At 71.8% G+C, this 24,661-nt stretch carries 22 protein-coding genes; 9 read left to right on the plus strand and 13 right to left on the minus strand.

Annotated features, from left to right (window positions below):
- Positions 1-343 precede the first annotated feature (343 nt).
- The 3 genes from Ari01nite_RS28995 to Ari01nite_RS29005 all read left to right on the plus strand — a co-directional run bounded on the left by Ari01nite_RS28995 (position 344) and on the right by Ari01nite_RS29005 (position 2,803).
- Positions 344-1,408, plus strand: coding sequence for a neprosin family prolyl endopeptidase (locus tag Ari01nite_RS28995; protein ID WP_239163114.1), 1,065 nt, complete (start codon positions 344-346; stop codon positions 1,406-1,408).
- A 166-nt stretch (positions 1,409-1,574) separates the two neighbouring features.
- Complete coding sequence (locus Ari01nite_RS29000; RefSeq protein ID WP_203785372.1) at positions 1,575-2,096, plus strand: sigma-70 family RNA polymerase sigma factor; 522 nt, start codon at positions 1,575-1,577, stop codon at positions 2,094-2,096.
- Positions 2,093-2,803, plus strand: a complete 711-nt coding sequence (locus Ari01nite_RS29005; protein WP_203785373.1) for a zf-HC2 domain-containing protein — start codon at positions 2,093-2,095, stop codon at positions 2,801-2,803. The genes Ari01nite_RS29000 and Ari01nite_RS29005 overlap by 4 nt, the downstream gene beginning before the upstream one ends.
- A gap of 10 nt (positions 2,804-2,813) precedes the next feature.
- Here the strand turns inward: Ari01nite_RS29005 and Ari01nite_RS29010 are convergent, their stop codons facing one another.
- A complete protein-coding gene (locus tag Ari01nite_RS29010) occupies positions 2,814-5,570 on the minus strand; it encodes an AbfB domain-containing protein (RefSeq protein ID WP_203785374.1) in 2,757 nt (918 codons plus the stop codon).
- A gap of 91 nt (positions 5,571-5,661) precedes the next feature.
- On the minus strand, positions 5,662-8,982 hold the full coding sequence (locus Ari01nite_RS29015) for an ATP-binding protein (RefSeq protein ID WP_203785375.1): 3,321 nt from the start codon (positions 8,980-8,982) through the stop codon (positions 5,662-5,664).
- Between the two features lie 233 nt (positions 8,983-9,215).
- On the opposite strand from Ari01nite_RS29015, the gene Ari01nite_RS29020 reads away from it, so the two are divergent.
- On the plus strand, positions 9,216-9,839 hold the full coding sequence (locus tag Ari01nite_RS29020) for a response regulator transcription factor (RefSeq protein WP_203785376.1): 624 nt from the start codon (positions 9,216-9,218) through the stop codon (positions 9,837-9,839).
- 15 nt (positions 9,840-9,854) lie between these two features.
- On the plus strand, positions 9,855-10,889 hold the full coding sequence (locus tag Ari01nite_RS29025; protein WP_203785377.1) for a S66 family peptidase: 1,035 nt from the start codon (positions 9,855-9,857) through the stop codon (positions 10,887-10,889).
- A gap of 6 nt (positions 10,890-10,895) precedes the next feature.
- Here Ari01nite_RS29025 and Ari01nite_RS29030 read toward each other — a convergent pair whose 3' ends face one another.
- The 4 genes from Ari01nite_RS29030 to Ari01nite_RS29045 are packed head-to-tail and all read right to left on the minus strand — an operon-like array spanning position 10,896 to position 14,730.
- Positions 10,896-11,675 carry a MerR family transcriptional regulator gene (locus tag Ari01nite_RS29030; RefSeq protein WP_203785378.1) on the minus strand — a complete coding sequence of 260 codons (780 nt, stop codon included), beginning with the start codon at positions 11,673-11,675 and terminating at the stop codon, positions 10,896-10,898.
- A 20-nt stretch (positions 11,676-11,695) separates the two neighbouring features.
- Positions 11,696-12,457, minus strand: a complete 762-nt coding sequence (locus Ari01nite_RS29035; RefSeq protein ID WP_203785379.1) for an ABC transporter permease — start codon at positions 12,455-12,457, stop codon at positions 11,696-11,698.
- Positions 12,458-12,466: 9 nt separating this feature from the next.
- Positions 12,467-13,231, minus strand: coding sequence for an ABC transporter ATP-binding protein (locus Ari01nite_RS29040; protein ID WP_203785380.1), 765 nt, complete (start codon positions 13,229-13,231; stop codon positions 12,467-12,469).
- 35 nt (positions 13,232-13,266) lie between these two features.
- Positions 13,267-14,730, minus strand: coding sequence for an MFS transporter (locus Ari01nite_RS29045; RefSeq protein ID WP_203785381.1), 1,464 nt, complete (start codon positions 14,728-14,730; stop codon positions 13,267-13,269).
- Positions 14,731-14,864: 134 nt separating this feature from the next.
- Between Ari01nite_RS29045 and Ari01nite_RS29050 the strand changes: the two genes are divergently transcribed.
- Genes Ari01nite_RS29050 through Ari01nite_RS29060 form a run of 3 tightly spaced genes read left to right on the plus strand, consistent with a single transcriptional unit; the run spans position 14,865 to position 16,914 of the window.
- Positions 14,865-15,131 carry a helix-turn-helix domain-containing protein gene (locus Ari01nite_RS29050; RefSeq protein WP_203785382.1) on the plus strand — a complete coding sequence of 89 codons (267 nt, stop codon included), beginning with the start codon at positions 14,865-14,867 and terminating at the stop codon, positions 15,129-15,131.
- Complete coding sequence (locus tag Ari01nite_RS29055) at positions 15,128-16,417, plus strand: type II toxin-antitoxin system HipA family toxin (protein WP_203785383.1); 1,290 nt, start codon at positions 15,128-15,130, stop codon at positions 16,415-16,417. Before Ari01nite_RS29050 ends, Ari01nite_RS29055 begins: the two co-directional genes overlap by 4 nt.
- Entirely contained in the window at positions 16,414-16,914 is a 501-nt protein-coding gene (locus Ari01nite_RS29060; RefSeq protein ID WP_239163115.1) for a GNAT family N-acetyltransferase, read from the plus strand. The genes Ari01nite_RS29055 and Ari01nite_RS29060 overlap by 4 nt, the downstream gene beginning before the upstream one ends.
- 33 nt (positions 16,915-16,947) lie before the next feature.
- Here the strand turns inward: Ari01nite_RS29060 and Ari01nite_RS29065 are convergent, their stop codons facing one another.
- Positions 16,948-17,253 (minus strand): MazG nucleotide pyrophosphohydrolase domain-containing protein, encoded by a 306-nt coding sequence (locus Ari01nite_RS29065; RefSeq protein ID WP_203785384.1) that lies wholly within the window; start codon positions 17,251-17,253, stop codon positions 16,948-16,950.
- A gap of 24 nt (positions 17,254-17,277) precedes the next feature.
- On the opposite strand from Ari01nite_RS29065, the gene Ari01nite_RS29070 reads away from it, so the two are divergent.
- Positions 17,278-18,294: an NADPH:quinone reductase gene (locus Ari01nite_RS29070; protein WP_203785385.1), complete on the plus strand. Its 1,017-nt coding sequence runs from the start codon at positions 17,278-17,280 to the stop codon at positions 18,292-18,294.
- On the opposite strand, the gene Ari01nite_RS29075 is transcribed toward Ari01nite_RS29070, so the two are convergent.
- The 6 genes from Ari01nite_RS29075 to pseB all read right to left on the minus strand — a co-directional run bounded on the left by Ari01nite_RS29075 (position 18,272) and on the right by pseB (position 24,560).
- Entirely contained in the window at positions 18,272-19,291 is a 1,020-nt protein-coding gene (locus tag Ari01nite_RS29075; protein WP_203785386.1) for a PseG/SpsG family protein, read from the minus strand. The two genes, Ari01nite_RS29070 and Ari01nite_RS29075, sit on opposite strands and share 23 nt — an antisense overlap.
- Before the next feature lie 64 nt (positions 19,292-19,355).
- Positions 19,356-20,081 (minus strand): cytidylyltransferase domain-containing protein, encoded by a 726-nt coding sequence (locus Ari01nite_RS29080; RefSeq protein WP_203785387.1) that lies wholly within the window; start codon positions 20,079-20,081, stop codon positions 19,356-19,358.
- Complete coding sequence (locus Ari01nite_RS29085) at positions 20,078-21,625, minus strand: hypothetical protein (protein WP_203785388.1); 1,548 nt, start codon at positions 21,623-21,625, stop codon at positions 20,078-20,080. The genes Ari01nite_RS29080 and Ari01nite_RS29085 overlap by 4 nt, the downstream gene beginning before the upstream one ends.
- Entirely contained in the window at positions 21,622-22,452 is an 831-nt protein-coding gene (locus Ari01nite_RS29090; RefSeq protein ID WP_203785389.1) for a hypothetical protein, read from the minus strand. The genes Ari01nite_RS29085 and Ari01nite_RS29090 overlap by 4 nt, the downstream gene beginning before the upstream one ends.
- 3 nt (positions 22,453-22,455) lie before the next feature.
- Positions 22,456-23,580: a DegT/DnrJ/EryC1/StrS family aminotransferase gene (locus tag Ari01nite_RS29095; RefSeq protein ID WP_203785390.1), complete on the minus strand. Its 1,125-nt coding sequence runs from the start codon at positions 23,578-23,580 to the stop codon at positions 22,456-22,458.
- On the minus strand, positions 23,580-24,560 hold the full coding sequence (gene pseB, locus Ari01nite_RS29100; RefSeq protein WP_203785391.1) for a UDP-N-acetylglucosamine 4,6-dehydratase (inverting): 981 nt from the start codon (positions 24,558-24,560) through the stop codon (positions 23,580-23,582). Before pseB ends, Ari01nite_RS29095 begins: the two co-directional genes overlap by 1 nt.
- Positions 24,561-24,661 lie beyond the last annotated feature (101 nt).

A 24,661-nucleotide genomic window follows, 5' to 3' on the forward strand; every position in this document is an offset into this window, starting at 1 on the left:
CTACCTCGGCTACCGTGTGCGCGCCGGCCCGCTCGGCAGGCAGTGATGAGCCTCTATATGGAGGGACTTTTGTCACCCCCCTGAAAGAAGCTCTTAGTAGTTTGCCTCTTTCTGAACAGTGCGGGAAAACGAGCCCTCCGCAGTCGCGCCGACACGCTCTGTCGTTGAAATTGAGGTTTGAATCACCGGATCGGCTTGCTGCCTCAGCCGTTAAGGCGGAAATCCAGTCGGCAGGCTCAACTCCAATCGGGATGGCTATATGGTGGCGTGCGCCGCCGAGAAACCGGCACTGGAGGTCGCCTCGCCCACCACCTCCGGCGCCACAATCAACGAGGACGGACACGTGTTGAAGTCACGCCGCGGTCTTCTTGCCGCCGGCCTTGCCGTCGCTGTCGTCGGCGCCATGGGCGTCGCCTCGACTGTCAGCGCGGGTGCAGAGCAGGTTCCGGGTCAGCCGGTCGCCGAGAGCGCACCGCAGACCGAAGCCGAGTTCACCCCGCCGCCGCTGCTGCCGTGGGGCGAGCGCCCCACCGAGATCCGCAGGGGCCGGCCAGGAACCAGCAGCAAGTCGCTGAAGGCAGCCGGCATGGACGCAGCGCCAGCCGACGCGAGCGGTTCGACGAAACCACGGGGGCGGTACGGACCGAAGGGCCGCAGCGCGAAGAACACGGTCCTCAAGAGCGAGGAAACCAACGTCGCGCCACCGGAGCCGCCCGGCACCGCCGAGGGCACCTCCAAGGTCACCTATCTCTACAACGTCGCGAGGCAGGAGGCGGAGACCGACGGTTTCTACACCAACGTCTCGATCGCCAAGCCTTACCTCGACAAGGCGGATTACCACACCCTGGCCGAGCTGGCCGTGCAGTCGGCCGACGGCAAGCAGATCGTCGAGATCGGCTGGAACGTCGACCGCCTGGTGAACGGCGACGACGAGCCGCACCTGTTCGTCTACCACTGGGTCGACCGCAAGACGAGCTGCTACAACGGCTGCGGCTTCCAGCAGTACAGCTCCACCATCAAGCCCGGTGACAGGCTGCCGTCCGACGTGATCAAGAAGTTCGGCATCCAGTACTTCAAGGACGCCTGGTGGGTGGCCTACGACTCGGAGTGGATCGGTTACTTCCCCGAGAAGCTGTGGAACAACCAGGGCATCACGTTCAACCGGTCCGGTCTGCTGCAGGTCTTCGGCGAGGTCGCCGCGACCAGCGACGCACCGTGCACCGACATGGGCAACGGGCAGTGGTCCAAGGAGACCACCGCGGCGCACCTGGCGAGCATCACCTACCTGAACGGTCCGCCGGTGGCGATGAACGTGTACTCCACCAGCAGCCACTACACGGTCAATCCGCTGAGTGCCCGAACACTGCGGTTTGGCGGACCCGGTAACACCAATCCCGAGGTGTGCTGAGGTTTCTCCGTGACACGATGCCCGGCCCCGGCGAGGGGGACCGGGCATCGTCCCGTTCTCCCGGCCGGCTGAATTCTCAGCGGATCGCCAGCCGCCCGATCGAACCGGCGTCACCGCGACGGGGTACAAGTGGTTGGCGGAGCAGGAGTCGGAAGGGGCGAGCGCGATGAGGCGACGGGTGAGCCCCGACGAGGAGTTGATGACCGCGCTCTACACCGAGCACTACGCGGTTCTGCTCAGCTTTGTGCTCCGCTACGTGCACGACCGGCACCGCGCCGAGGACATGGTGCAGGAGACGTTGCTGCGGGCCTGGAAACACATCGACCACCTGGACACCGAGCCCGGCCGCACCCGTTCGTACCTGCTCACCATCGCCCGCAACGTGGTGACCAACGCGTGGCGCGCCGAGCAGCGCCGGCCCCGGCTGGTGGCCGACGAGGCGGCGGTGAACGCGGTGCCGGAGGCCGACAACGTCGATCAACTGGTCGAGGGCTGGCTGGTGTCCGAGGCGCTGGAGCGACTCTCGGCCGAGCACCAGGCCGTGGTCCGGGCCATGTACTACGAGGGGCAGAGCGTGGCCGAGGCGGCGCGCCGGTTGTCGATACCGGAGGGCACGGTGAAGTCCCGCGCGTACTACGCGGTGCGGGCGCTGCGGACGGCGTTCGAGGAGATGGGAGTCCTCCGGTGAGCGCGGACCACGACGACCTGCGTCGTCTGCTCGGCGGATACCTTCTCGGCGGCCTGGACGAGCTCGACACCGACCGGCTGGACGCGCACCTGCGGTACTGCGACGACTGCCGCGACGAGTTGGAGCGGCTGGCACCCGTACCGGAGCTCCTGCAACGCCTGCCGGACGCCCAGCGCAACCCGGGCGCCGGAGCGCAACCACCGGTCAGCATGTCGGCCAAGCCGACGCCGGAGAACATCGAGGGCCTGTTGCGCCGGATGCGCGCGGCACGCTCCCGGGAAAACCGGATGGCCCGGGTGCGCTGGCTGGCCGCCGCCGCCGTGGTGCTGCTGGCCGTGGTGATCGGGTTCGGCGTGATCCGCAGCAACCGGGCGGTCCAGCAACCCGAAGCGATACCCAGCCCTCAATTGGTGACCGCGCCGTTCGAGCCCGCCGAGGGCAGCGGTCTGGCCGGCGAGGCAGTGCTGACGCCCAAGATGTGGGGCGTGTCCATCGCGCTGGACGTCAGCAAGCTGCCCGGCCAGGGTCCGTTCAAGTGTCAGGTGCGCAGCGCGCAGGGCGAGGTGGAGCAGGCCGCGGTGTGGGGCCCGACGGTGAGTGGCAGCGCCAAGGTGATCGGCGCCAGCTCGATCCAGCTGCGCAACGTCCGCTCGGTGAGCGTCGCGGATGAGGACGGCCACCTGCTCGGCACGGCGAAGCTGCCCTGACCCCCGCTCCCTATCCCAGCGGCGCGGCGTTGTTCCAGGTCGCGTCGGCGGCATAGCTACCGGTCGCGTCCCAGGTGTTGCCGCCGCCGTTGGTGGCGATATAGACGGCCTCGGCGTAGTGCCGCCAGTGGTAACCGGGGTAGTTGAACGACTCCAGCGACACGTTGCCGCTGCCGCCGGACAGCCCGGGCTGGGCGCAGAACGTGGCGTCCTGCGCAAAGACGGTGCTGCCGTCGTTGGCCGCCGTCTGCACCCGGTAACCGGCGTGCCGCAGATATCGGCCCGGGAAGTTGACCGACTCGAAGGTGAAGCAGCTGTTGTCGGCCAGTCCGGCGCGGACCGTGAAGGTGCCGTCCTGCCGATCGGCCGCCGGGCTGCTCGCGCTGATCACGTCGGTTCGGGCCAGGCTGTCCCGGTGCCGCAGGTAGCGGTTGTCGAACCCGGCCGTGGTGACCCGGAACGACCGGTTCTGCCCGGCGGTCAGGTCGGCGCCGCTGCGCCACAGCGGGGTGACCACCGCCCAGGTCGCGTCGTCGGCGAACGACCCGCCGGTGTTCTGGTCCAGCCAGATCTCCTCGGCGCGGTGCCGCAGGAAATAGCCGGCCATGCTGGACGCCTCCAGCGAGGTGCCGCCGCCGGACAGGCCGGGCCGGGCGCAGAAGGTGGCGTCCGCCGTGAACGTCCCGCCGCTGTTCGCCTCGCGATAGACCCGGTTGCCGCGGTGCCGCAGGTACTGGCCGGGGAAGTTGCGCGACTCGAAGGAGTAGCAGGCGCCGTTCGACAGGCCGGGCCGCACCCACCAGGTGGCGTCCTGCCGGTCGGTGCCGGGACTGGTCGTGGTGACCACGTCGGTGCGGGCCGCGCCGTCCCGGTGCCGCAGGTAGCGGTTGGTGTAGCCGGCCGTGGTGACCCGCAGCGAGGCCAGCCGGCCGGTGGACAGGGTGCCGCCGGTCGCGGCGCCGAGCACCCGCAGGTTCACCTCGCGCACCCGGGCATAGTCCATCTTCCGGACCTGCCGGTCGTACGTGTAGAAGCCGTTCAACTCCTCCTCGACGTCGAACGGTTCGGTGTAGACCGAGCCGGAGAGCCCGTTCGCGCCGATCAGGTCGACGAGCCGGCCGGTGATCTGCACGTACCGGTTGGTCAGCGCGGTCGAGTCGGCCGCCCACTCGTACGCGAACTTGCCGCTGGTCGGCCACTCGTGCCCGGGCACCCGCAGGCCGAGGCCGCCGTACTCGCCGTTGACCACGAACCGGGTGCTGGTCGGCGGGCGGGAGATGCCCGGGCCGACGTAGAGGTGGTCGTCGATCACGTCGCCGTTGCCCGGGTCGGGGTCCGAGTCGCAGCAGTTCGAGCCGGAGTTGTGGTTGACCATCCGGGTCGGGTCCCAGCTCTTGACCAGGTCGGCGATCCGGCCCGAGTCGTACTGGCCCCAGCCCTCGTTGAACGGCACCCACTGCACGATCGAGGTGATGCCCTTGTGTTCGTCGATCATCTCGCGCAGTTCCCGCTCGAAGCGGGTGCGCCCGGCGGCCGACGGCTCCCGGCCGCTGGCCAGCGACGGCATGTCCTGCCAGACCAGCAGGCCGAGCCGGTCGGCGTGATAGAACCAGCGGTCGCTCTCCACCTTGATGTGCTTGCGGACCATGGTGAAGCCGAGCTGCTTCTGCTGTTCCAGGTCGTATCGCAGGGCGGCGTCGGTGGGCGCGGTCGAGATGCCGTCCGGCCAGTAGCCCTGGTCCAGGGTGCCGAGCTGGAAGACGAACCGGCCGTTCAGGGTCGGCCGCAGCACCCCGCCGAGCATCGCCTTGCCGAGCGAGCGCATGCCGAAGTAGCCACCGACGGTGTCTCCGCCGGCCAGCGTGACCCGCAGGTCGTAGAGGAACGGGTCGTCCGGCGACCAGAGGCGGGCGTCGGGCACCGGAATCCGGAACGACGAGCCGGCCGTGCCGGTGGCCGAGCCGACCACCGAGCCGCCGGCGAGGACCTGCGCGGTCACCGACTGACCGCTCGCGCCGGTCGCCTGGACGACCAGGTCGAGACCGCCGGCCGCGACGTTGGGGGTGGTGTCCAGCCGGGTGATCCGGGCCGCGGCGGTCGGTTCCAGCCAGACCGTCTGCCAGATGCCGGAGTACGGCGTGTACCAGATGCCGCCCCGGTTGATCCGCTGCTTGCCGACCGGGATGTCCTGGGTGTCGGTCGGGTCCCAGACACCCACGATGATCTCGTTGCTGCCGGACCGCAGGGCATCGGTGACGTCGTACGAGAACTTGTCGAACCCGCCCTCGTGGGTGCCCATCAGCGTGCCGTTGACCCACACCCGGGACTGCCAGTCGACGGCGCCGAAGTTGAGCTGGACGCGCCGGCCGGACCAGCCGGCCGGGACGGTGAACGTGCGCCGGTAGAAGGAGTAGTCCTGGCGCCGCATGATCCCGGAGAGCGCGCTCTCGATCGGGTACGGGACCAGGATCTCCTCGCCGAGCGTCTGCCCGGTGGGCGGGGTGGTGATGTTCGAGGCGCCGGCGAACTGCCAGATGCCATTGAGGCTCTGCCAGTCGGCGCGGGTCAGCTGCGGCCGGGGGTATTCGGGCAGCGGGTTGGTGGTGGAGACCTGACCGGTCCACGGCGTGGCCAGCGGCGGGGTTTTGGGGACGAATGCGGCGGCCGGTGCGGTGCTGGCGACCAGCGTGCCGGTGGTGGCGACCAGGACCGCGGAGACGAGTGCGAGAAGCCGTCGGGGATGTGCGTTTCTGTTCCGTTCCTCCATCCGTCCACAATGACCCGCACGGGGCGACGTGGATTCGCGCACGATCAAACTGTTCCTGTCGAGACAGGTGCCGCAGCACCAAAGGGCACGCCTAGCGGACGGTGGCCGAGGTGCGCGCCACGTCCCAGCGCGCCGACATCGACGCGTAGATGCGCAGGGCCTCGTCCGGCGGCTCGCCGGCGAGCAGGGCGGCGTCCTCCAGCGCGGCGGCCAGTTCGACCCGCCGGCCCACCGTGCGGTAGTGCTCGGCGGCGCGCCGGGCCGGTGCCGGATCGCCGCTGCGCAACGCCTCGCAGCGCAGATGCGCCGCGTACGCGCGGGCCGGGCGCACCTCCTTGGCGGCCTCGCCGGCGCAGATCGCCGCGGCCCGTTCGGCAATGTCCGGCCGGGACTGCCGCAGCGCGAGCCGCAGCACGTCCGGCAGCCACTGGTGGCGCAGCATGATCGGCGCGTAGGACGGCTGGAGCAGCGGTGCCAGCAGGTCGAGCGCCTCCGCCGGCCGGCCCCGCTGCTCGGCCGCGAGCGCGCGGGCCACCAGCAGGAAGTCGCAGTTCTCCCGCTCCGCCTCGCTGGCCGGCACCGCGTCGGCGGCGTCCAGGTGCGCGGCCGCCAGGTCGGGGGCGTCCCGGTGCAGGGCGATCAGCGCGGCCACCCCGTGCAGCAGCATGGTGACGGCGCCCGGCTCGCGCAGCCCGTGGAAGGTGATGCCCGGGCCGTCCTCGGTCACCGCGGACACCTCGGCCAGCGCCTCGTCCCAGCGGCCCAGCCAGTAGTCCTGCACCGCGGTGGCCACCTGCATGCTGGCCGAGAGCCGGTGCTCGGCGGCGAACATGGCGGCCGCCCGCAGGGTGCGCTGGGCCTCGTCGAGCCGGTCCAGATTTTGCAGTGAGAAGAGCCGGTTGTCGAGCAGGTCGAAGTAGGTGCCGGCCAGTTCGGCCCGGTCGGCCACCACGGCCAGCGCCCGGTCGACGTGGTCCAGCGCGCGCTCGTGGTCGCGCCGGATCGAACTGGTCAACCAGATCGTCTGCAGCGCGAACGCGGTCTCGTACGGCTGACCGGCCGCGACCGCCTCGGCGTGCACCTCGCGGGCGGTGCGCTCGGCCCGGTCCAGGTCGTCCAGGTCGCCGCGGCGGAAGTTGGCCAGCAACACCCGGTGCCGGGTCTGCCAGAGGGCCGGCACCCGGGGGTCGTCGATCGCGTCCCGCAGCATCGCCTCGGCCAGCGCGGTGTCGCCGGTGCGGTAGCGCATGGTGGCCAGCAGGTGGCGCATCTCGGAGCGGTCCGCCGGGTCGGCGGCCAGGCTCATCGCCTCCTCGGCCTCGGTCATCGGGTAGTGCTCCCGGCGGAACTCCAGCCTGACCAGCGCGACCAGCAGGGTTCCGCGCTGCGCGGCCGAGGGCAGGTCGGTGCCGAGGGTGCGCCGGATCAGGTCGACGGCGATCTGCGGTGCCCGCCGGACCACCTCGGGCAGGTGCCGCACCAGCCAGTTCAGCACCCAGGTGTCGACCACCGGGGTCTCCGCGTTGAGCTGCTCGGCCACCCGGGTCACCGGGCTGCCGCCGGCCGCCAGGACCTCGGCCGCGTGCCGGTGCAGCCCGGCCCGCAGCGCCGCCGGCACGCTCTCGACCAGCGCCTGCCGCAGATAGCCGTGCCGGAACGCGAGGTCGGTGCCGCTGTCCACCAGCACGCTCGCGGCCAGTGCCTCCTCCAGCGCGCCGACCAGGTCGAGCGCCGACCGGCCGGTCACCGCGACCACCTCGCTCACCGAGAATTCGGAGCCGAGCAGCGCGGCCAGCCGCAGCACCTCGCGGGTCTGGAGGGAGAGCAGGTCGAGGGTGGCGTGCACAGCGTCCAGCAGGGTCTGCGGCGGGTCGACGGTCACGTCCGGGCCGACGTCGGCGCGATCGCTGGCGACCTCGATGACCTCCCGCTGCACCAGCGCGCCGACCAGCTCGCGGGCGAACAGCGGGTTGCCGCCGGAGCGGGCCACCAGGGCTCGGAGGTTGCCGCCGGGCGCGGCCCCGACCAGGGCGGTCACCAGCCGGTCCAGCTCGGCGGCGGGCAGCGGCCCGAGCCGCAGCGGCACCCGCTGGCGGGACTGCACCCGGCGGCGCAGCTCGGTGCGCTCGGCCGGCCGGGACGCCGCCACCAGCAGCAGCGGCAGCCGGCCCACCAGGGTCAGCAGCCGCTCCCAGACCCGGACCGTGGCGGTGTCGGCCCACTGCATGTCGTCGACCACCAGGATCAGCGGTGCGGTGGCGCAGGCGGCACGCACCGAGGCGACGAGCTGGTCCTCGGTGACGTCCGGTTCGGCGAGCGGTCCGCGTGGCCGCCGGGAGGCCGACTCCAGCCCGAGAGCCCGCGACAAAACCTGCAGCGGTACGCGCGAGCCGAGCTGGTCGGCCGCGCCCCAGGCCACCCGGCAGCCGTACCGGCCGGCGCCGGCGAAGGCGTGGGTGAGCAGCTCGGTCTTGCCGATCCCCGGTTCGCCCTCGATCCAGACCGCGCCGCCGATGCCGTCGGCGACCTGCCGCACCAACCCGCGGAGGTGATCGATTTCGGCCTCCCGGCCGAACGTCTCCCGGCTGGCCAATCCGTCCCGCAGCGCCTTGGCGATCGGCGTCGGCACCACGATCCGCGGCTCGGGCTGGGGTTCCTCGACAGCTTTTTCGTCGGTTGACCCGGTCAGCACCTGCCGTTGCAGGTCGCGCAGGGCCGGTCCGGGCTCGATGCCCAGCTCGGCCACCAGCGTGCGGCGGGCGGACCGGAACACCTCCAGCGCCTCGGCGTGCCGGCCGGCCTTGTCCAGGGCCCGCATCAGCAGTTCGTGCAGCGGCTCGTGCAGCGGATTGTCCCGCACCAGGCCGGTCAGCTCGGCGATCAGGCCGTCGTCGCCGCCCGCGTCGACCAGGACTCGGGCCCGCTGCTCGGCGGCGGCCAGCCGCAGCTCGGCCAGCCGCTGCCGGTCCAGCTCGAGGAACGGTCCGGACAGGGTGGCGTACGCGTCGCCGCGCCACAGGTCGAGCGCCTCGGCGAGCCGGTCGGCGGCGGTCCGTTCCCGCCCGGCGGCCAGCGCCTCGGCGGCGGCCGCGCGCAGCTGCTGGAACCGGTTGGCGTCCAGGGCGGCCGGGTCGAGGCGCAGCAGGTAGCCGCCGGAGGCCGAGGTGAGCACGTCCGCGGGCAGCGCCCGGCGCAGCCCGGAGACATAGGTGTAGACGTTGCCGGCCGCGGTCGCCGGCGGGGAGTCGCCCCAGATCGCGGTGATCAGCTCGTCCCGGCCGACCAGCCGGCCGGCGTGCGCGGCGAGCACCGCGAACACCGCGCGCTGCCGGGCCGCACCCAGGTCGATCTCCCGTTCACCGAACCAGGCACGGACCGGCCCGAGCACGTACACGCGCAGACTTTCCGGCACGTTTCCTCCCGGGTCGGTGTGTGTAACTTCGAGGGAGACGGGCCGGGTGTCAATGGATAACAGAAACCGCACGGACGGGCACTCCTGCGTCGTACCCCTTCCGTACCGAATCGCCCCTCTGCTGAACTGGCCTATCGCCCTCAGGCCCGGCATGAAGAATCTCTGAAGATTCTCTGAAGAAGCTTCTCCGACACTGGCTCCACTCTCGTGGGACCGCGTGGGAAGGAGCCGCCGTGGAACAGGTTCGGGTCGCGTTGCAGGCGATGGATCCGGTCAGTCATGCCGGGCTGGTGGCACTACTCCAGTACCGCGGGGACGTGACGGTGTTGCGATCGGCCCAGCGCTCGGAGGCCGAGGTGCTGGTGGCGGCCGCCGAACGGCTCACCCCCGACGTGGTGGCGGTGCTGCGCCGGGTCGGCACCGAGGTGAGCGCCCCGGTCGTGCTGGTGGCCCAGGAGGTCACCGAGGCCGAGCTGATGACCGCGGTCGAGTGCCGGGTGGTGGGCATCCTGCCGCGCGGCGCGGTGACCGCCGATCGGCTGGCGCACAGCGTGCGGGCGGCGGCGGCGGGCGGTGGGGTGCTGCCGCCGAACCTGATCGGCGAGCTGCTCAAGCAGGTCGAGCGGATGCAGCGCGACGTGCTGGCGCCGAACGGGCTGAACGCGTCCGGGCTGACCCCGCGCGAGATCGACGTGCTGCGGCTGATGGCCGACGGCTTCGACACCAACGAGATCGCCGGCAAGCTCTGCTACTCGGAGCGGACCGTGAAGAACGTGATCTACGGCGTGACCCACCGGCTCAAGCTGCGCAACCGATCCCACGCCGTGGCATATGCCCTGCGCGCCGGGATGATCTGAGCGTTAAGTGGGGGCATGCAGATGCCCCCGAAACTTAAGCCCGGTGACCGCGTCGCGATCGTGTCGCCGTCCTGGGCCGGGCCGGGTGTCTACCCGGCCACCCACGAGCTGGCCCTGCAGCGGGTCCGCGCGCTGCTCGACCTGGAACCGGTGGAGTTCCCGACCACCCGGCGGGTGGACGCCGCGCCGGCCGACCGGGCCGCCGACCTCACCGCCGCGTACGCCGATCCCACCATCCGGGCGGTCTTCGCCAGCATCGGCGGCGACGACCAGATCACCGTGCTGCCGCACCTCGACCCGGCGCCGTTCCGCGCCGACCCCAAGCCGTTCTTCGGTTTCTCGGACAACACCAACCTGCTGAACTGGCTCTGGCGGCACGGCGTGGCCGGCTACCACGGTGGTTCGACGATGGTGCACCTCGCCCGCGGTGGCGGGGTCCGGCCCGAGCACCTGGCGTCGCTGCGGGCCGCCCTCTTCGCGACGACCGACCTCGAGATCCACCCGGTCGACGAGTTCAGCGACGAGGAGGTGCTCTGGTCCGACCCGGCCTCGCTGACCACCTCGGCGGCCTCGTACCCCAGCCCGGGCTGGGTGTGGCACCGGCCGGACCGGGTGGTCACCGGGCCGACCTGGGGCGGCAACCTGGAGATCGTGCACTGGAACCTGGCCGCGAACCGGTGGATCGCGCCGAACGAGGCGTACGCCGGGTCGATCCTGCTGCTGGAGACGTCGGAGGAGCGGCCGCCGGCCGGCGAGGTGTTCCGGATGCTGCGCAACGCCGGCGAGCGCGGGCTGCTCGCGCAGTTTCCGGCGGTGCTGGTGGCGACCGCGAAGGCCGCCTTCATGGACGACCGGCCGACGTATGAGGAGCGCGCCCGGTATCGCGACGAGCAGCGCGCGGCGGTGCTGCGCGCACTCGGCGCCTATCACCCGGAAGCGATGGCCGTCTTCGGTGTCGATTTCGGACATACGGTCCCGCAGTGGGTGCTGCCGTACGGTGGCCGCATGACGATCGACGGGCCGGCCCGGCGGGTCGTCGCGCACTACTGAGCCCCTCTATTGGGGCATCCGGTCCAGCCGGGTCCACCGCGCCCAGCCGCGCTCGCGGATCAGGCCGAACAGCCGCTCGACCCGCGGGTCGGACTCGACGGCCAGTGCGTCCATCAGGTCGAACGTCAGATTGTCCTGCTGCATCTCGTCGGGGTCGGCGTCGCCGGCGGCGGCTGCCTGTTCGGCCGCGGCGGCCATCAGATCGGCGAGTTCCACCAGCAGGGCGTCGTTGCGCGTGTCGGCCGGATCGAGGCCGATCAAATCCGACAGGATCCGATAGACCCGGATGTGCTGCGGATCGTCGAGATAGGCCAGCTTCGCCGGGATGATCTCGCGCACGTCGTCGGGCCAGCGGGCGGACATCAGGATCCAGCCGTCCCGCTCGCCGGCCACGATCGGCTCGGCCACCCCGAGCTGCCGTAGCCGATCGAGGTAGTGAGCCACCTCCGGCGGCACCACCAGACCGTCCCCGGCGGCAAGCTGCGCGATCTGCTTGCGGCTGTTCTCCAGCCGCTCGATCTCGGTGCGCAGGTGGTCATCGATCCGCTGGATCTGTTCGGCGAAACCCGAGGGGCCGGCATCGAGCATCCGGCCGATCTGGGAGAGCGGCACGCCGGCGCCGGCCAGGGTGCGGATCTTGATGAGGTCCACCACCGCCCGGGCGCTGTACCGCCGGTAGCCCGAGTCGTCCCGCTCCGGCTCGGGCAGCAGTCCGAGGTGGTGGTAGTGCCGTACCGCGCGCACCGTGACGCCGGCGTACGCCGCCAGTTGCCCGATCGTCAGCATGCTCTGATCCTGCCCCCGGCTCAGGCCATCCGGCGGCGGTAGGTGAGGTTAGCGAAGAAGTAGGCCACCACCAGGATGCCGGCGCACCAGGCGAGAGCCACCCAGACGGCGCTGCCGACCGGCCGCCCGGTGAGCAGGTCGCGGATCGAGTTGACGATGGAGGTCACCGGCTGGTTCTCGGCGAAGGCCCGCACCGGACCCGGCATGGTGTCGGTGGGCACGAAGGCCGAGCTGATGAAGGGCAGGAAGATCAAGGGATAGGAGAACGCGCTCGCGCCGTCCACGGTCTTGGCGGTGAGGCCGGGGATGACCGCGATCCAGGTGAGGGACAGCGTGAACAGGATGAGGATGCCGGCCACCGCGAGCCAGGCCGGCAGCCCCGCACCCGAGCGGAAGCCCATCAGCAGGGCGACGGCGACGACGACCACCAGCGAGATCATGTTCGCCAGCAGCGAGGTCAGCACGTGCGCCCACAGCACGCCGGACCGGGCGATCGGCATGGACTGGAAACGGTCGAAGATGCCGCCCTGCATGTCGCTGAAGAGCCGGAAGGCGGTGTACGCGATGCCGGACGCGATGGTGATGAGCAGGATGCCGGGGAGCATGTAGTTCACGTACGAGACGTCGCCGGTGTCGATCGCGCCGCCGAAGACATAGACGAACATCAGCATCATCGCGATCGGGGTGATCGCGGTCGTGACGATGGTGTCGATGCTGCGGGTGACGTGGCGCAGGGTCCGCCCGGTGAGCACGGCGGTGTCGCTGAGGAAATGGGTGGCCATCGGGGTTCCCTACTTCTGGTCGGCCGCGGCGGCGTCACCGACGACCGCGAGGAAGACGTCTTCGAGGGTGGGCTGCTTCTCCACGTACTCGACCTTGGCGGGCGGCAGCAGCCCCTTGAGCTCGGCCAGCGTGCCGTCGACCACGATCCGGCCCTGGTGCAGGATCGCGATCCGGTCGGCGAGTTCCTCGGCCTCGTTCAGGTACTGGGTGGTGAGCAGCACGGTGGTCCCGCCCTGGGCGAGTTGCTTGACGGCCTGCCACACCTCGAGGCGCGCCTCCGGGTCCAGCCCGGCGGTCGGCTCGTCCAGGAAGACGACCGGCGGGTTCCCGATGAGGCTCATCGCGATGTCCAGGCGGCGGCGCATGCCACCGGAGTAGGTGCCGACGCGCCGGGCGCCCGCCTCGGTCAGCGAGAAACGCTTCAGCAGATCGTCGGCGATCGCGCCGGGGTCCTTCCGGTGCCGCAGCCGGGCGATCAGGATGAGGTTCTCCCGTCCGGTGAGGATCTCGTCGACCGCCGCGAACTGCCCGGTGAGACTGATCGACTCGCGCACGTCGGCGGCCTGGGCAGCGACGTCGAAGCCGTTGACCCGGGCCGTTCCGGCGTCGGCCCGCAGCAGCGTGGCCAGAATCCGCACGATCGTGGTCTTGCCGGCCCCGTTCGAGCCGAGCAGGGCGAAGATGGCGCCCCGCTCGACCTCGAGGTCAACGCCGCGCAGCACACGCAGCTCTCGGTAGGCCTTCTCCAGGCCCCGCACTTGGATAACGCTCATGCCGGTCAGCATGGGGGGTTGACGTAGCGTCAGGGTCAAGCCCGCAGCGCGACTTTTCGTGGTTGGGCCGGCGGGGCGCACGGGTCGCAGAAACTCTGCGGCGGGACGTGCTCGGCGAGCCGGTTCGGGATCGTCAGGAAGGCCAGCACGCCACCCACCGCCATCAGCGCGCCGCAGATCAGCATGGCGTTGCGGTACACCGGCTGGAGCTGGGTGGCCTCGGTCAGGCTGCCGTTGCCCAGCCCGGCCGCCAGCGGCAGGATCGCGACCGCCAGCAGGCCGGCGGCCCGGGCCACCGCGTTGTTGACCCCCGAGGCGATGCCGGCGTACGCGTCCTCCAGCGCGCCCATCGCGGTGGCGGTGAGCGGTGCCACCAGCAGGGTCAGCCCGAGCCCGAACAGAATCACCGCGGGCAGCACGTCGGTGGGGTAGGCGGCGCCCGGCCCGATCCGCGACATCAGCAGCAGCGCGGCAGCGCACACCACCGGCCCCGCGGTCATCGGGATCCGCGGCCCGATCCGCTGGGCCAGCGCGCCCGAGCGGGCCGAGAGCAGCAGCATCAGCACGGTGACCGGCAGCATGGCGAGGCCGGCGGCCAGCGGGCTGTAGCCGGCCACCACCTGCAGGTTGACCACGAACAGGAAGAAGATGCCGCCGTTGGCCGCATAGGCCAGCAGGGTGACCAGGTTGGCCCCGGCGAAGGCCCGGTTCCGGAAGATCACCAAGGGCACGGTGGGCTCCGCGATCGACCGCTCGACCAGCACGAACGCCACCAGGCCGAGCACGCCGACCGCGAGCGAGCCGAGCACCACCGGGTCGGCCACGCCGCGCATCGGCCAGGCCGTGAAGCCGTAGGTGAGACCGGCCAGCCCGAGCGCCCCGGTCAGCACCCCGGCCAGGTCGATCCGGCGGGCCGCAGCCGGGTTGCGCGACTCGGGCACGTGCCGGGCAGCCACCCAGAGCACCAGCGCCGCGATCGGCACGTTGATCAGGAAGATGAGCCGCCAGCTGCCGGCCTCGACCAGCCAGCCGCCGAGGAACGGGCCGAGCGCGCCGCCGATGCCGCCGAGCCCGGACCAGGCGCCGATCGCCTTGGACCGGTCCTCGCGGGCGAACGAGGCCTCGAGGATCGCCAGCGCGCCCGGGGTGAGCAGCGCCCCGCCGACGCCCTGGAGCACCCGCGCGGCGATCAGCAGTTCGACGTTCGGCGCCAGGCCGCAGAGCAGCGAGGCGGCCGCGAACCAGCCGACGCCGAGCAGGAAGATCCGTTTGCGCCCATACCGGTCGCCGAGCGACCCGCCGAGCAGGATCAGGGCGGCGAGGCTGAGCGCGTACCCGTTGACCGTCCACTGGAGCCCGGCCGCGTCCGAGTCGAGCTCGCGCCCGATGGCCGGCAGCGCGATGTTGACCACGGTGGCGTCGATGAACGCGAGGCTGGACCCGAGCACGGTGGCCAGCAGTACCCAGCGGCCGGCGGCACTGCGATAGCGCAGGTTCATGGCGCGACCATAACGCGGTTGTGCGCGTACGCGCACACTCCCACAAATGGGAACGTACGCGCACACCTTTCGGGATGGGAACGTACGCGCACATCGGGTAGGATGTGCGCGTACTTGCTCAACAGGAGGATGGCTTGCGGCTGCGAGACGCCCAGGACCTGGGCCGATACGTGCGTGATCGGCGCCGCTCGGCCGGGCTCAGCCAGACCGACCTGGCCGCCCGCGCCCGGGTGAGCCGGCGCTGGCTGTCCGACCTCGAGTCCGGCAAGGCCACTGCCGAGGTCGGCCTGGTCTTCCGGGTGATCGCCGCGCTGGGCCTGTTCCTGGATGCCCGGCCCGAACCCGAACCCGAGATCGACCTGGACGCCTACCTCGACTCGCTCGGCGGTGGTGGCTCATGAGCCGGACGCTGGCCGTGCTGCTCGGCGGCCGGCTGGCCGGCTCACTCACCCAGGGCCGGGGCGGAGCGCTCACTCTCGACTACGACCAGGCCTACCGGGATGCGCCGGGCTCGCTGCCGCTCTCGCTGTCCATGCCGTTGACCGAGGCGAGTCACCCCAACGCGGTGGTTCGCGCTTACTGCCAGGGGCTGTTGCCCGACAACGAAAATGTGCTGGACCGCTGGGGTCGCGAGTTCCAGGTTTCGCCCGGAAACCCGTTCGCGCTGCTCGGGCACGTCGGCGAGGACTGTGCGGGCGCGGTGCAGTTCGTAACCCCGGATCGCGTTGAGGCGCTGCTGGCGCAGACCGGCTCGATCGTCCCGTTGACCGAGGAGCAGGTCGGAGAGCGACTGCGCGTGCTGCGCCGCGATCCGGCCGCCTGGCATCTGGCCGGCACCGGCCAGTTCAGCCTGGCCGGCGCGCAGGCCAAGACGGCGCTGCACTTCGACGCCGGGACCGGGCAGTGGGGCGATCCGTCCGGCGCGGTACCCACTACCCACATCCTCAAGCCGGCCATCGCCGGTTTCGACGACCACGATCTCAACGAGCACCTCTGCCTTCAGGCCGCCCAGATCATCGGCCTGCGCGTGGCGTCCTCCTCGGTACGGTCCTTCGGCGGCGAACGGGCTGTGGTGGTCGAGCGGTACGACCGGTTCCCGGCCGGCGCGGGCCGGGTGCTGCGGATTCACCAGGAGGACATGTGCCAGGCGCTCGGCCTGCCGCCGACCGCCAAGTATCAGAGCGAGGGCGGTCCCACGCCCGAGCAGATCATCGCGTTGCTGCGCCGCGCGGTGGCCGCCCCGGTGGGCGAGCGCGAGGCGGAGCGGTTCGTCGACGCGCTCGCGCTCAACTGGCTGGTGGCCGGCACGGATGCGCATGCCAAGAACTACTCACTGCTGTTCAGCGGCGGCCAGATCCGGCTCGCGCCGCTTTACGACGTGGCGAGCAGCCTGCCGTATGACGACATGTTCCGGCCGAAGCTGCGCCTGGCGATGCGGATCGGATCGGAGTACCGGATGGCGGCGATTACCGGGCGGCACTGGCGCGCCTTCGCCGAGCAGAACAATCTCGACCCGGACAGCACGCTGGCCCGGATCGACGAACTGGCCGCCCGGCTGCCGGATGCGTTCCGCGCGGCGTCCGCGGCCGATGCGGTGGTCGCGCTCGGCTCCGGCCTGCCAGACCGCCTGATCCCGCGTATCGAGGCGCACACCCGGGCCTGTCGCGCGGCGCTGGCGGCGGCGTGATCCGGGCGGCTCGGCACGACGACGTCGACACCATGCGGGCGGTCGAGGTGGCGGCCGGGCGGCTGTTCGCCGAGATCGGGATGGACCTCGTGGCGGAGGACGAGCCGCCGGCCGCCGACATGCTGCGGCACTACATCGGCAACGGCCGGGCCTGGGTGTACGGCGCCGACGTGCCGGTGGCCTACCTGCTGGCCCGCTGGGTCGACGGCAACGTGCACCTGGAGCAGGTGTCGGTCGACCCGGGGTATGCCGGGCGGCGGATCGGGGTGGCGCTGGTCGAACACCTCGCGGCGTGGGCGCGGGAGCGGGGTGCGCCGGCGCTCACCCTCAGCACGTACGCCGAGGTGGCCTGGAACGCGCCCTACTACGAGCGGCTCGGCTTCCGGCGGCTGGCCGACGCCGAGCTCACCGACGGGCTGCGCCGGATCCGGGCCGAGGAGGCCGCGCACGGGCTGGACCGGTGGCCGCGGCTCTGCATGCGCCGCGAACTGGGCTAGGGCGGCGGTCGAAGGGACCGGGAGTGGACGTGGCTAGCGGCGCCAGCGCAGCCACTTGGCGGTGATCTCGGCGGGTAGGTCGACGTCGTGGTGGCGGGCCAGCAGCAGGACGTGGCACAGCACGTCGGCCAGTTCGGCGCGGAACGCGGCCTCGCGCTCGTCGAGGGTGCGGTCCTTGGCCCGGGCCTGGCCGATCTTGGCCAGGTAGGCCTCGGTCAGCTCGCCCACCTCCTCCTGCAGCTTGAGCAGGTACCAGGCGTCGTCGCGGGCGAAGCCCACCGCCTCCGCGTAGCGCTGTGAGATCCGTTCGACGTCATCGCTGAGCGTGCCGAGGTCCATCCGCGGGAGCTTAGTGTGGGTGGCATGCGAGCTGCCGTCTTCGAAGAGCCCGGTCCCGCCTCGGTCCTGCGGATCGTCGAGCGGGACATGCCACCCGCCGGCGCCGACGAGGTGCGGGTCCGCATCGTGCTGTCCGCGGTCAACCCGACCGACACCGGCACCCGGGCCGGGCGCGGCGTGCCGGACGGGGTGTCGCCGCCGCGGGTGCCCAACCAGGACGGGGCCGGCGTGGTGGACGCGATCGGCGAGGGCGTCACCGGGCTCGAGCCGGGTGACCGGGTGTGGGTGTGGGACGCCGGCTACGGCCGGGAGAACGGCACCGCCCAGGAGTACGTGGTGTTGCCCCGCCGCCAGGTGGTGCGGATGAACGACGACGTCCCGTTCGAGGTCGGCGCCGCGCTGGGCATCCCGGCGCTCACCGCGCACCGCTGCCTCACGCTGGCCAGCGACGGTCCGCCGCGGCTCGGCCCGGACGCGCTGGCCGGCCGGACCGTGCTGGTCGCGGGCGGTGCCGGAGCGGTCGGCAACGCCGCCATCCAGCTCGCCAAGTGGGCCGGCGCCACGGTGCTCAGCACGGTCAGCTCCAAGGAGAAGGCCGACCTGGCGGCCGCGGCCGGTGCCGACGCGGTGCTCAACTACCGCGAGGAGGACGTGGCCGCGCGGGTCAGGGAGCTGACCGGCGGTGCCGGCGCGCACGTCGTCGTCGAGGTCAACACCGACAACCTGCGCACCGACCTGAGTGCGGTGGCATCCGGCGGCAACATCGCGATCTACGTGGCCGGCGAGGTGGCCATCCCGAGCTTCAAGGCGATGCTCAAGAACGCCAGCCTCGATTTCGTGCTCACCTACACCACCACGACCGAGGAGAAGGACAACGCGGTCGACGCGGTGGGCGAGGCGGTGAACGCCGGCGTGTTCCGGGTGGGCGAGGAGGCCGGGCTGCCGATCCTGCGCTACCCGTTCGAGCGGATCGCCGACGCGCACGAGGCGGTCGAGCAGCACGCGGTCGGCAAGGTGGTCATCGAGGTGACCGGGCCTTGACCAGGCCGAGCAGCGCGTCGCAGACCCGGGCGGTGCCGTGGCCGTCCACCGCGGCCCAGCCCTTGGCGGCCAGCGAGGTGCGCAGTTCGGGGTCGGTCAGCAGGGTGCGCAGGGTGGTCACGGCGTCCGGGCCGAAGTGGCCGAGCTGCCCGAGCCCGGCCGCGTAACCGCGGGCCATCATCCGCTCGTACCCCAGAATTTGGTTGTCCACCACCCAGACCAGCGCGGCCGGCAGTCCCAGGCAGAGCAGCTCCCAGGTCGAGGTGCCGCTGGCGCTGACCGCCAGGTCGGCGCCGGCCAGGAGTTTCGGCAGGTCGTCGGTGGGCGCGATGACCTCGAAGCGGCCGTGCGGTCCGGCCGGTATCGCGCTCAGCTCGGCCCGCAACTCGGCGGTGGCCCCGATGACAACGGCGTCGAAAGGCACCGCGGTCGCCGCGAGGAGTGCGGCTACCTGCGGCGCCGCGCGGTAGGCGTCGGTTCCGCCGAAAAAAGCAACAACCTTGGGCGTACGCGCGGCGCCGTGAGCCGGCGGCGCGAGCGGGCGCAGTTGCCGGACGGCCGACCGCAGCAGCGCGTAGTCGAGCCCGGCCAGGCCCAGCACGCCCGGGGTGGTGATCACCGAGTCCAGGTTCTGGTCGACGTAGATGTCGGCGGTCTGGCCCCGGAAGTCGCCGTCCACGATCGCCAGTACGGTGCGCCCGGACTCGCGGACCGCCACGCTGTGCGCCGGCGGCAGCGTGTACGAGTCGATCACCAGCGCGTCCAGCCCGAGCCGGCCGGCCGTGGCCACCAGGTCGTCCGGGCCGGCCGGCGGCGGGTCGCAGGGCAGGCCGCGGCGGGTCAGCTGGGCGGTCGCCCATTCGACGCCGCCCAGGTCGCCGAGGAACCGGACCTCGACGTCGCGGGCCAGCAACTCCTCGGCGAGCGCGACGCAACGAACCAGATGCCCGACGCCGGTGATCGCACCGGCGTCGCAGCGGATACCGACGGCCGTCACGCAGAGCCGCCTTGTGCATGCCCTTCTGGCCCTACGACCGCTTCGCCCACTCCGGTGCAGTCGGTCATGCCTCGACAAGAGCTTTCTGCAGCACGCTCGCGTTCAATTCGGTGAGCTCGGGGCGCTCGGCCAGCCAGGCGGCGACCGCCCGGATGCTGACCGGCTCGTCGCCGAAGTGCTCGACGATCGCCTCGATCAGCTTCCAGTCGTCCTCGGTGTCCAGGGTGAGCCGCAGGTGCGACAGGTCGGGCTGCATGGTCAGGCCGATCACGTCGAAGTCCTCGGCGTGCGTGTAGATGTACGACGTCACGTGGGTGCGGTGGTGCTCGGTGGCCAGCGTGTCGATGGCCCGCAGCACCGGCGTGCGGACCACCTCGACGTCCAGGCCGCGGGGGAGCGTGCGGGTGATCGAGGTGGTCAGGTAGTCGACCCCGGCCGCGGTGAAGACCCGGTGCGCGAGATTGACCAGGCCCGGGTCGAGCAGCGGGCAGTCGGCGGTGAAGCGCAGCACGACGTCGCTCTCGTGCTCGTCCAGCACACCCAGGAAGCGGGTCAGCACGTCGTCGACCGGGCCGCGCAGGCAGGGCACGCCGATCGCCTCGCACTCGGCCACCACGGCGTCGTCGACCTCCTCGGTGGTGGTCGCCACGACCAGTTCGTCGAGGACGCCGCCGGCACGCGCGGCCCGGACCACGCGTTCCAGCACGGTGCGGCCGCCGAGCCGGCGCAACACCTTGCCGGGCAACCGGGAGGAGCCCATCCGGGCCTGGATTATGCCGAGGGATGTCATTTATGTCCTTTTCGAAGGCGATTGCGTGCCTTACGGGCCAATCCATACCCCAGCTTCGCCAGGCGAAAGCCGAGGCTGCCGCTGAACGCGGCGATCTGCACCCGCATCTTGCGGAGTTCCCGGTCGCGGCGGTCGAGCTCGCGCTCGTACCACTCGTTGCGGGAGACGGCGTCGGCCAGCCGGCGCTGCACCGCCCGGAGCTGCTCCTCGTGCTCGCGGCGCGAGTCCGGCAGCGGAGGGCCGGCGACCATCGGTGCGTCCGGTGCGTCGTCGGGCAGGCCCGCGGCGGCTCGCAGCAGGTCGGTCAGCGCCGGCACGTCGGACGCCGCCGGCCAGGGATGGTGGTAGCCACCGTCGATCAGTGTGCCGGCAAACCGGTGCAAAACGTCCGGCTGCGCCGGAACACCGGGATCAAGGCAGGCGTACGCGTCGCGGTGCACCACGACGTTGTCGGCGCCGACCTCGGGCAGCGCCGCGGTCCAGCCGGTGAGCAGCCGCCGCAGCACCGGCAGGTCGTGCCGCAGGCAGGCGCCGAGCAGCAGTTCCTCCAGCAGCCGCCCGGGCGGCAGCGGCCCGGCCAGCCCCGGGACGTCACCCTGCGGGCCGCCCCCGACCACCCGCCGGACCCACACGCCGTCCGGCCCGGGCGCCACCTCAACCACGGCCTCGCCGCCGGCCCGGCCGGGGCCGGCCGGGGCCGGGCGGGTGCTGAGCAGCACCGGTGGCAGGGCCAGGGTGGCCGCCGGGCGGGGGGCCAGGTGGGCGGCGACCAGCCAGGAGGCGGCGAACTCCGGGCCCACGCCGGCTCGGATCGCCGCGGCGGTCAGGCGGCGGGGGTCGCTGAGGACGCTGCGGGCGGCGTAGGCGGCGCCTACCGCGCTCGCGGCCGCGGCGGCCAGGGCGCCGGCCGGGCCGTCCTGGAGGGCGTTCGGGGTGGCGATCATGGTGGGGGACTGCGGGGTGGGCCAGGCGGCGGCCAGCCAGTCGACCGCCAGTCCCTCGGCCGCCAGGCGGGCGGCCAGGCGGGTCGGGTTGCCGGGGCGGGTGGTGTCGTATTCGCCGAGCGGTCGCCAGGCGCTGTCGTCCTGGGCACTGGTGGCCGCGGCCGGGTCGACCAGGCGGTGCACGCCCAGTTCGTTCTCGACCGCCAGCAGCAGGGTGCCGCCGGGTCGCAGGGCCCGCTTGAGCGCCAGCAGGCTCTCGGCCCAGTCGAACTGCGGCCCCTCCACCGAGCAGAGCCGGTCGAGGCCGTCCAGCGCTACCACCACGTCCCAGCGGTCGGCGTCGGTGAGCTTGGCGATGCTGCCGCAGAGCACGTCACGGCCGCGGGCGTGCAGCGCGATGGCCTCCGGCTGGGAGCGGACCAGGCAGGTCACCGCGGTGCGCCCGGCCAGCGCGTCGATCAGCGCGTCCTCGTGCGGGCCGGCGACCAGCACGTTCAGGCCGGCCGGCAGCTGGTCGGCCAGGTAGGCCCCCAGAGCGCCGCCGGCCGGTGGGCGGGTCTCGGTCCAGGCCGGCATCTCGCCGCCGATCAGCCGGATCACGCCGCGCTCACCGTGGGCCGCGCGGCGTGCCAGCCCAGCATCATGCGCAGCTCGGCCGGCGAGGCCAGGTATCCGCCGCCCAGCTCGGCCATCGCGGACCGGCGCGCCGGCTCCGGGTCGGGGTGCTTGCCGTGCAGCTCGGGCCACTGCCGGCGGATCCGTTCGGCGGTCGGCCGGTGCTCGGCGTCCAGGTGCATCGGGTCACCGTAGACCGCCGGTTCGCAGCCCGCGGCCACCCCGTAGAAGACGGCGCTGCTGAGCCGGTTGGACGCCACCCGCCGGTGGCGGCGCAGCTCGGCCAACTGGTGGTGCAGGAACTTCGGGTCGGTGTCCAGATAGTTGTTGCCGCGGTAGCCGTGGCAGATCACCCGGCCGGCTTTTTCGTACTCGGCGCGGATCCGGTCGTTGCGGTACTCGTGCCAGTAGAGGCAGAAGGTCACCGGGCCGTCCTCGGTGTCCATGATGTCGTCGATGAGCCGGCGGTGGTCGCCGGTGACGTGCTGGCCCTCCCAGCCGTGGAACGGGTACCAGATGGTGCCGGCCCGATCCTCCTCGGACGGTGGCGGCGCAAAGGTGAGCAGGTAGAGGAACGGCGCGCCGGTCACCGTGGCATGCCGCCGCCCCATCGACCAGGCCCGCCGCCGGACCTGCTCGGACCACACGAAGATCGGGCGGCCGGGCACGTACGTGATCGCCGTGCCGAGGCCGTCCACCACGTTCCAGCCGTGCTGCAGGAAGCCCTCGATCCGGGGCGGTTGCTCCGGGTCGAGTCCGCAGTACTCGGCGAGCACGTGCGCATGGCCGTAGAAGTGGTTGGCGTGGTGCACCCGCTAGCTCCCGAGGATCTGGCGCAACGCCTCGACGACGCGATCCTGGTCGGCGTCGGTGAGGTCGACGAACAGCGGCAACGACAGCTGTTCAGCGTAGAACGTCTCGGCTACCGGGCACATGCCGCGCCGGTAACCCAGGTCCTCGAAGACCGGATGCCAGTAGACCGGGATGTAGTTGACCTGGACGCCGATCCCGGCCGCGCGCATCCGGTCGAACACCTCGCGCCGCCGGCCGTCCAGGATGCGCACCGGGTAGAGGTGGCGCATCGGGTCGACGCCCTCGCGCTGGGTCGGCAGGCGCAGGCCGGGCAGGTCACCGAGCAGCGCGTCGTAGCGGACGGTCAGCTCGGCCCGGCGCCGCTTGAAGCCGGCGAGCCGGCGCAACTGCGCACTGCCCAGGGCGCAGAGCACGTCCGGCAGCCGGTAGTTGAGCCCGAACTCGTGCACCTCCTGGTGCCAGGCGCCCTCGTCGGGGTAGCGCAGCCGGGCCGGGTCGCGAACCAGGCCCACGGTGCGGAAGGTGCGGGCCCGGTCGAGCAGGTCGGGGCGCGGGCTGGCGACCGCGCCGCCCTCGCCGGTGGTCAGGTTTTTCGTCGGGAAGAAGGAGTACGTGGTGAGGTCGGCGAGCGTGCCGACCGGCCGGCCGTGGTACGTCGAGCCGATGGCGTGTGCCGCGTCGCCGATCAGCACCGCGCCGGCGCGCTCGGAGATCTTGCGCAGCGCGTCGTACTCGGCCGGGTGGCCGGCGTAGTCGACCGCCGCCACGGCCCGGGTGCGCGGCGTCACGGCGGCCTCGACCGCGGCCGGGTCGAGGTTGGCGGTGTCGTCCTCGACGTCGGCGAAGACCACGGTGGCGCCGCGCAGGCAGGCCCCGGACGCGGTGGCCACAAAGGTCATCGGGGTGGTGATCACCTCGTCGCCGGGTCCGATGCCGGCCGCCGCGTAGGCCGTGTGCAGCGCGGTGCTGCCGTTGCTGACCGCCACGCAGGGCGCGCCGGTCACCGCCTCGAGGTCGGCCTCGAACTGGGCCACCCGGGGACCGGTGGTCAGCCAGTCGCTGCCGAGCGCGGCCACCACGGCCGCGACGTCGGAGGGGTCGATGGACTGCCGCCCGTACGGCAGCATCATTTCTCTCCGAGCAGGGCGCGCATGTCGTCGATGCCCAGCCACAGGTCGTTGTTATCCGAGCGGTAGTTGAAGCCGTCGGCCACTTCCTCGCCGCCCTGCGGGGTGGAGTAGCCCCAGCTCGCCACGACCGGCTGCACCACGTAGCGGTCCGGGAAGCGCAGGGTCCGGCGGCTGTCGTCCGAGGCGATCATCTCCTCGTGCAGTTTCTCGCCGGGGCGGATGCCGGTCTCGTGCGTGGCCGCGTCCGGCGCGACGGCCTCGACCAGGTCGAGGATGCGCATGCTCGGGATGCGCGGCACGAACAACTCGCCGCCCTGCATGGCGTCGAACGAGTTGACCACGAACCGGACGGCCTGGTCGAGCGTGATCCAGAAGCGGGTCATCCGCTTGTCGGTGATCGGCAGGCTCCTGCCCTCGGCGGCCAGCTTGCGGAACAGCGGAACCACCGAGCCGCGGCTGCCCATCACGTTGCCGTAGCGGACCACCGAGAAGCGGGTCGGGTGGGTGGCCGCGTAGTGGTTGCCGGCGATGAACAGCTTGTCGGCGACCAGTTTGGTGGCGCCGTACAGGTTGACCGGGCTGGACGCCTTGTCGGTGGAGAGCGCCACCACCTTTTGCACGCCGGCGTTGATGGCGGCGTCGATCACGTTCTGCGAGCCGTTGATGTTGGTGTTCACGAACTCGGAGGGGTTGTACTCCGCGGTGTCGACCTGCTTGAGGGCGGCGGCGTGCACCAGGTAGTCGACGCCGTGCATGGCGCGCTCGAGGCGCGGCCGGTCGCGGATGTCGCCGAGGAACAAGCGGAGCCGGGAGTCGTCGCCGAACATCTGCTTGAGCTCGTACTGCTTCAGCTCGTCCCGGGAGAACACCACGATCCGTTGCGGGTCCAGGTGGGTCAGCGCGTGGGTCAGGAACGCCTTCCCGAAGGAGCCGGTGGCACCGGTGACCAGGATCGAGGATCCGCTGAGTTCAGACACGTTTGAGCTCCCGGGGGTGGGCACATAGGCAGCGCGAAGCGGTACGAGCCGGAAGCATAACCAGCTCCGAGGGCATTTCCAGGGTAGACGGAAAATGCCTC

The sequence above is a fragment of the Paractinoplanes rishiriensis genome, assembly GCF_016862375.1.
GTDB lineage: Bacteria > Actinomycetota > Actinomycetes > Mycobacteriales > Micromonosporaceae > Actinoplanes > Actinoplanes rishiriensis.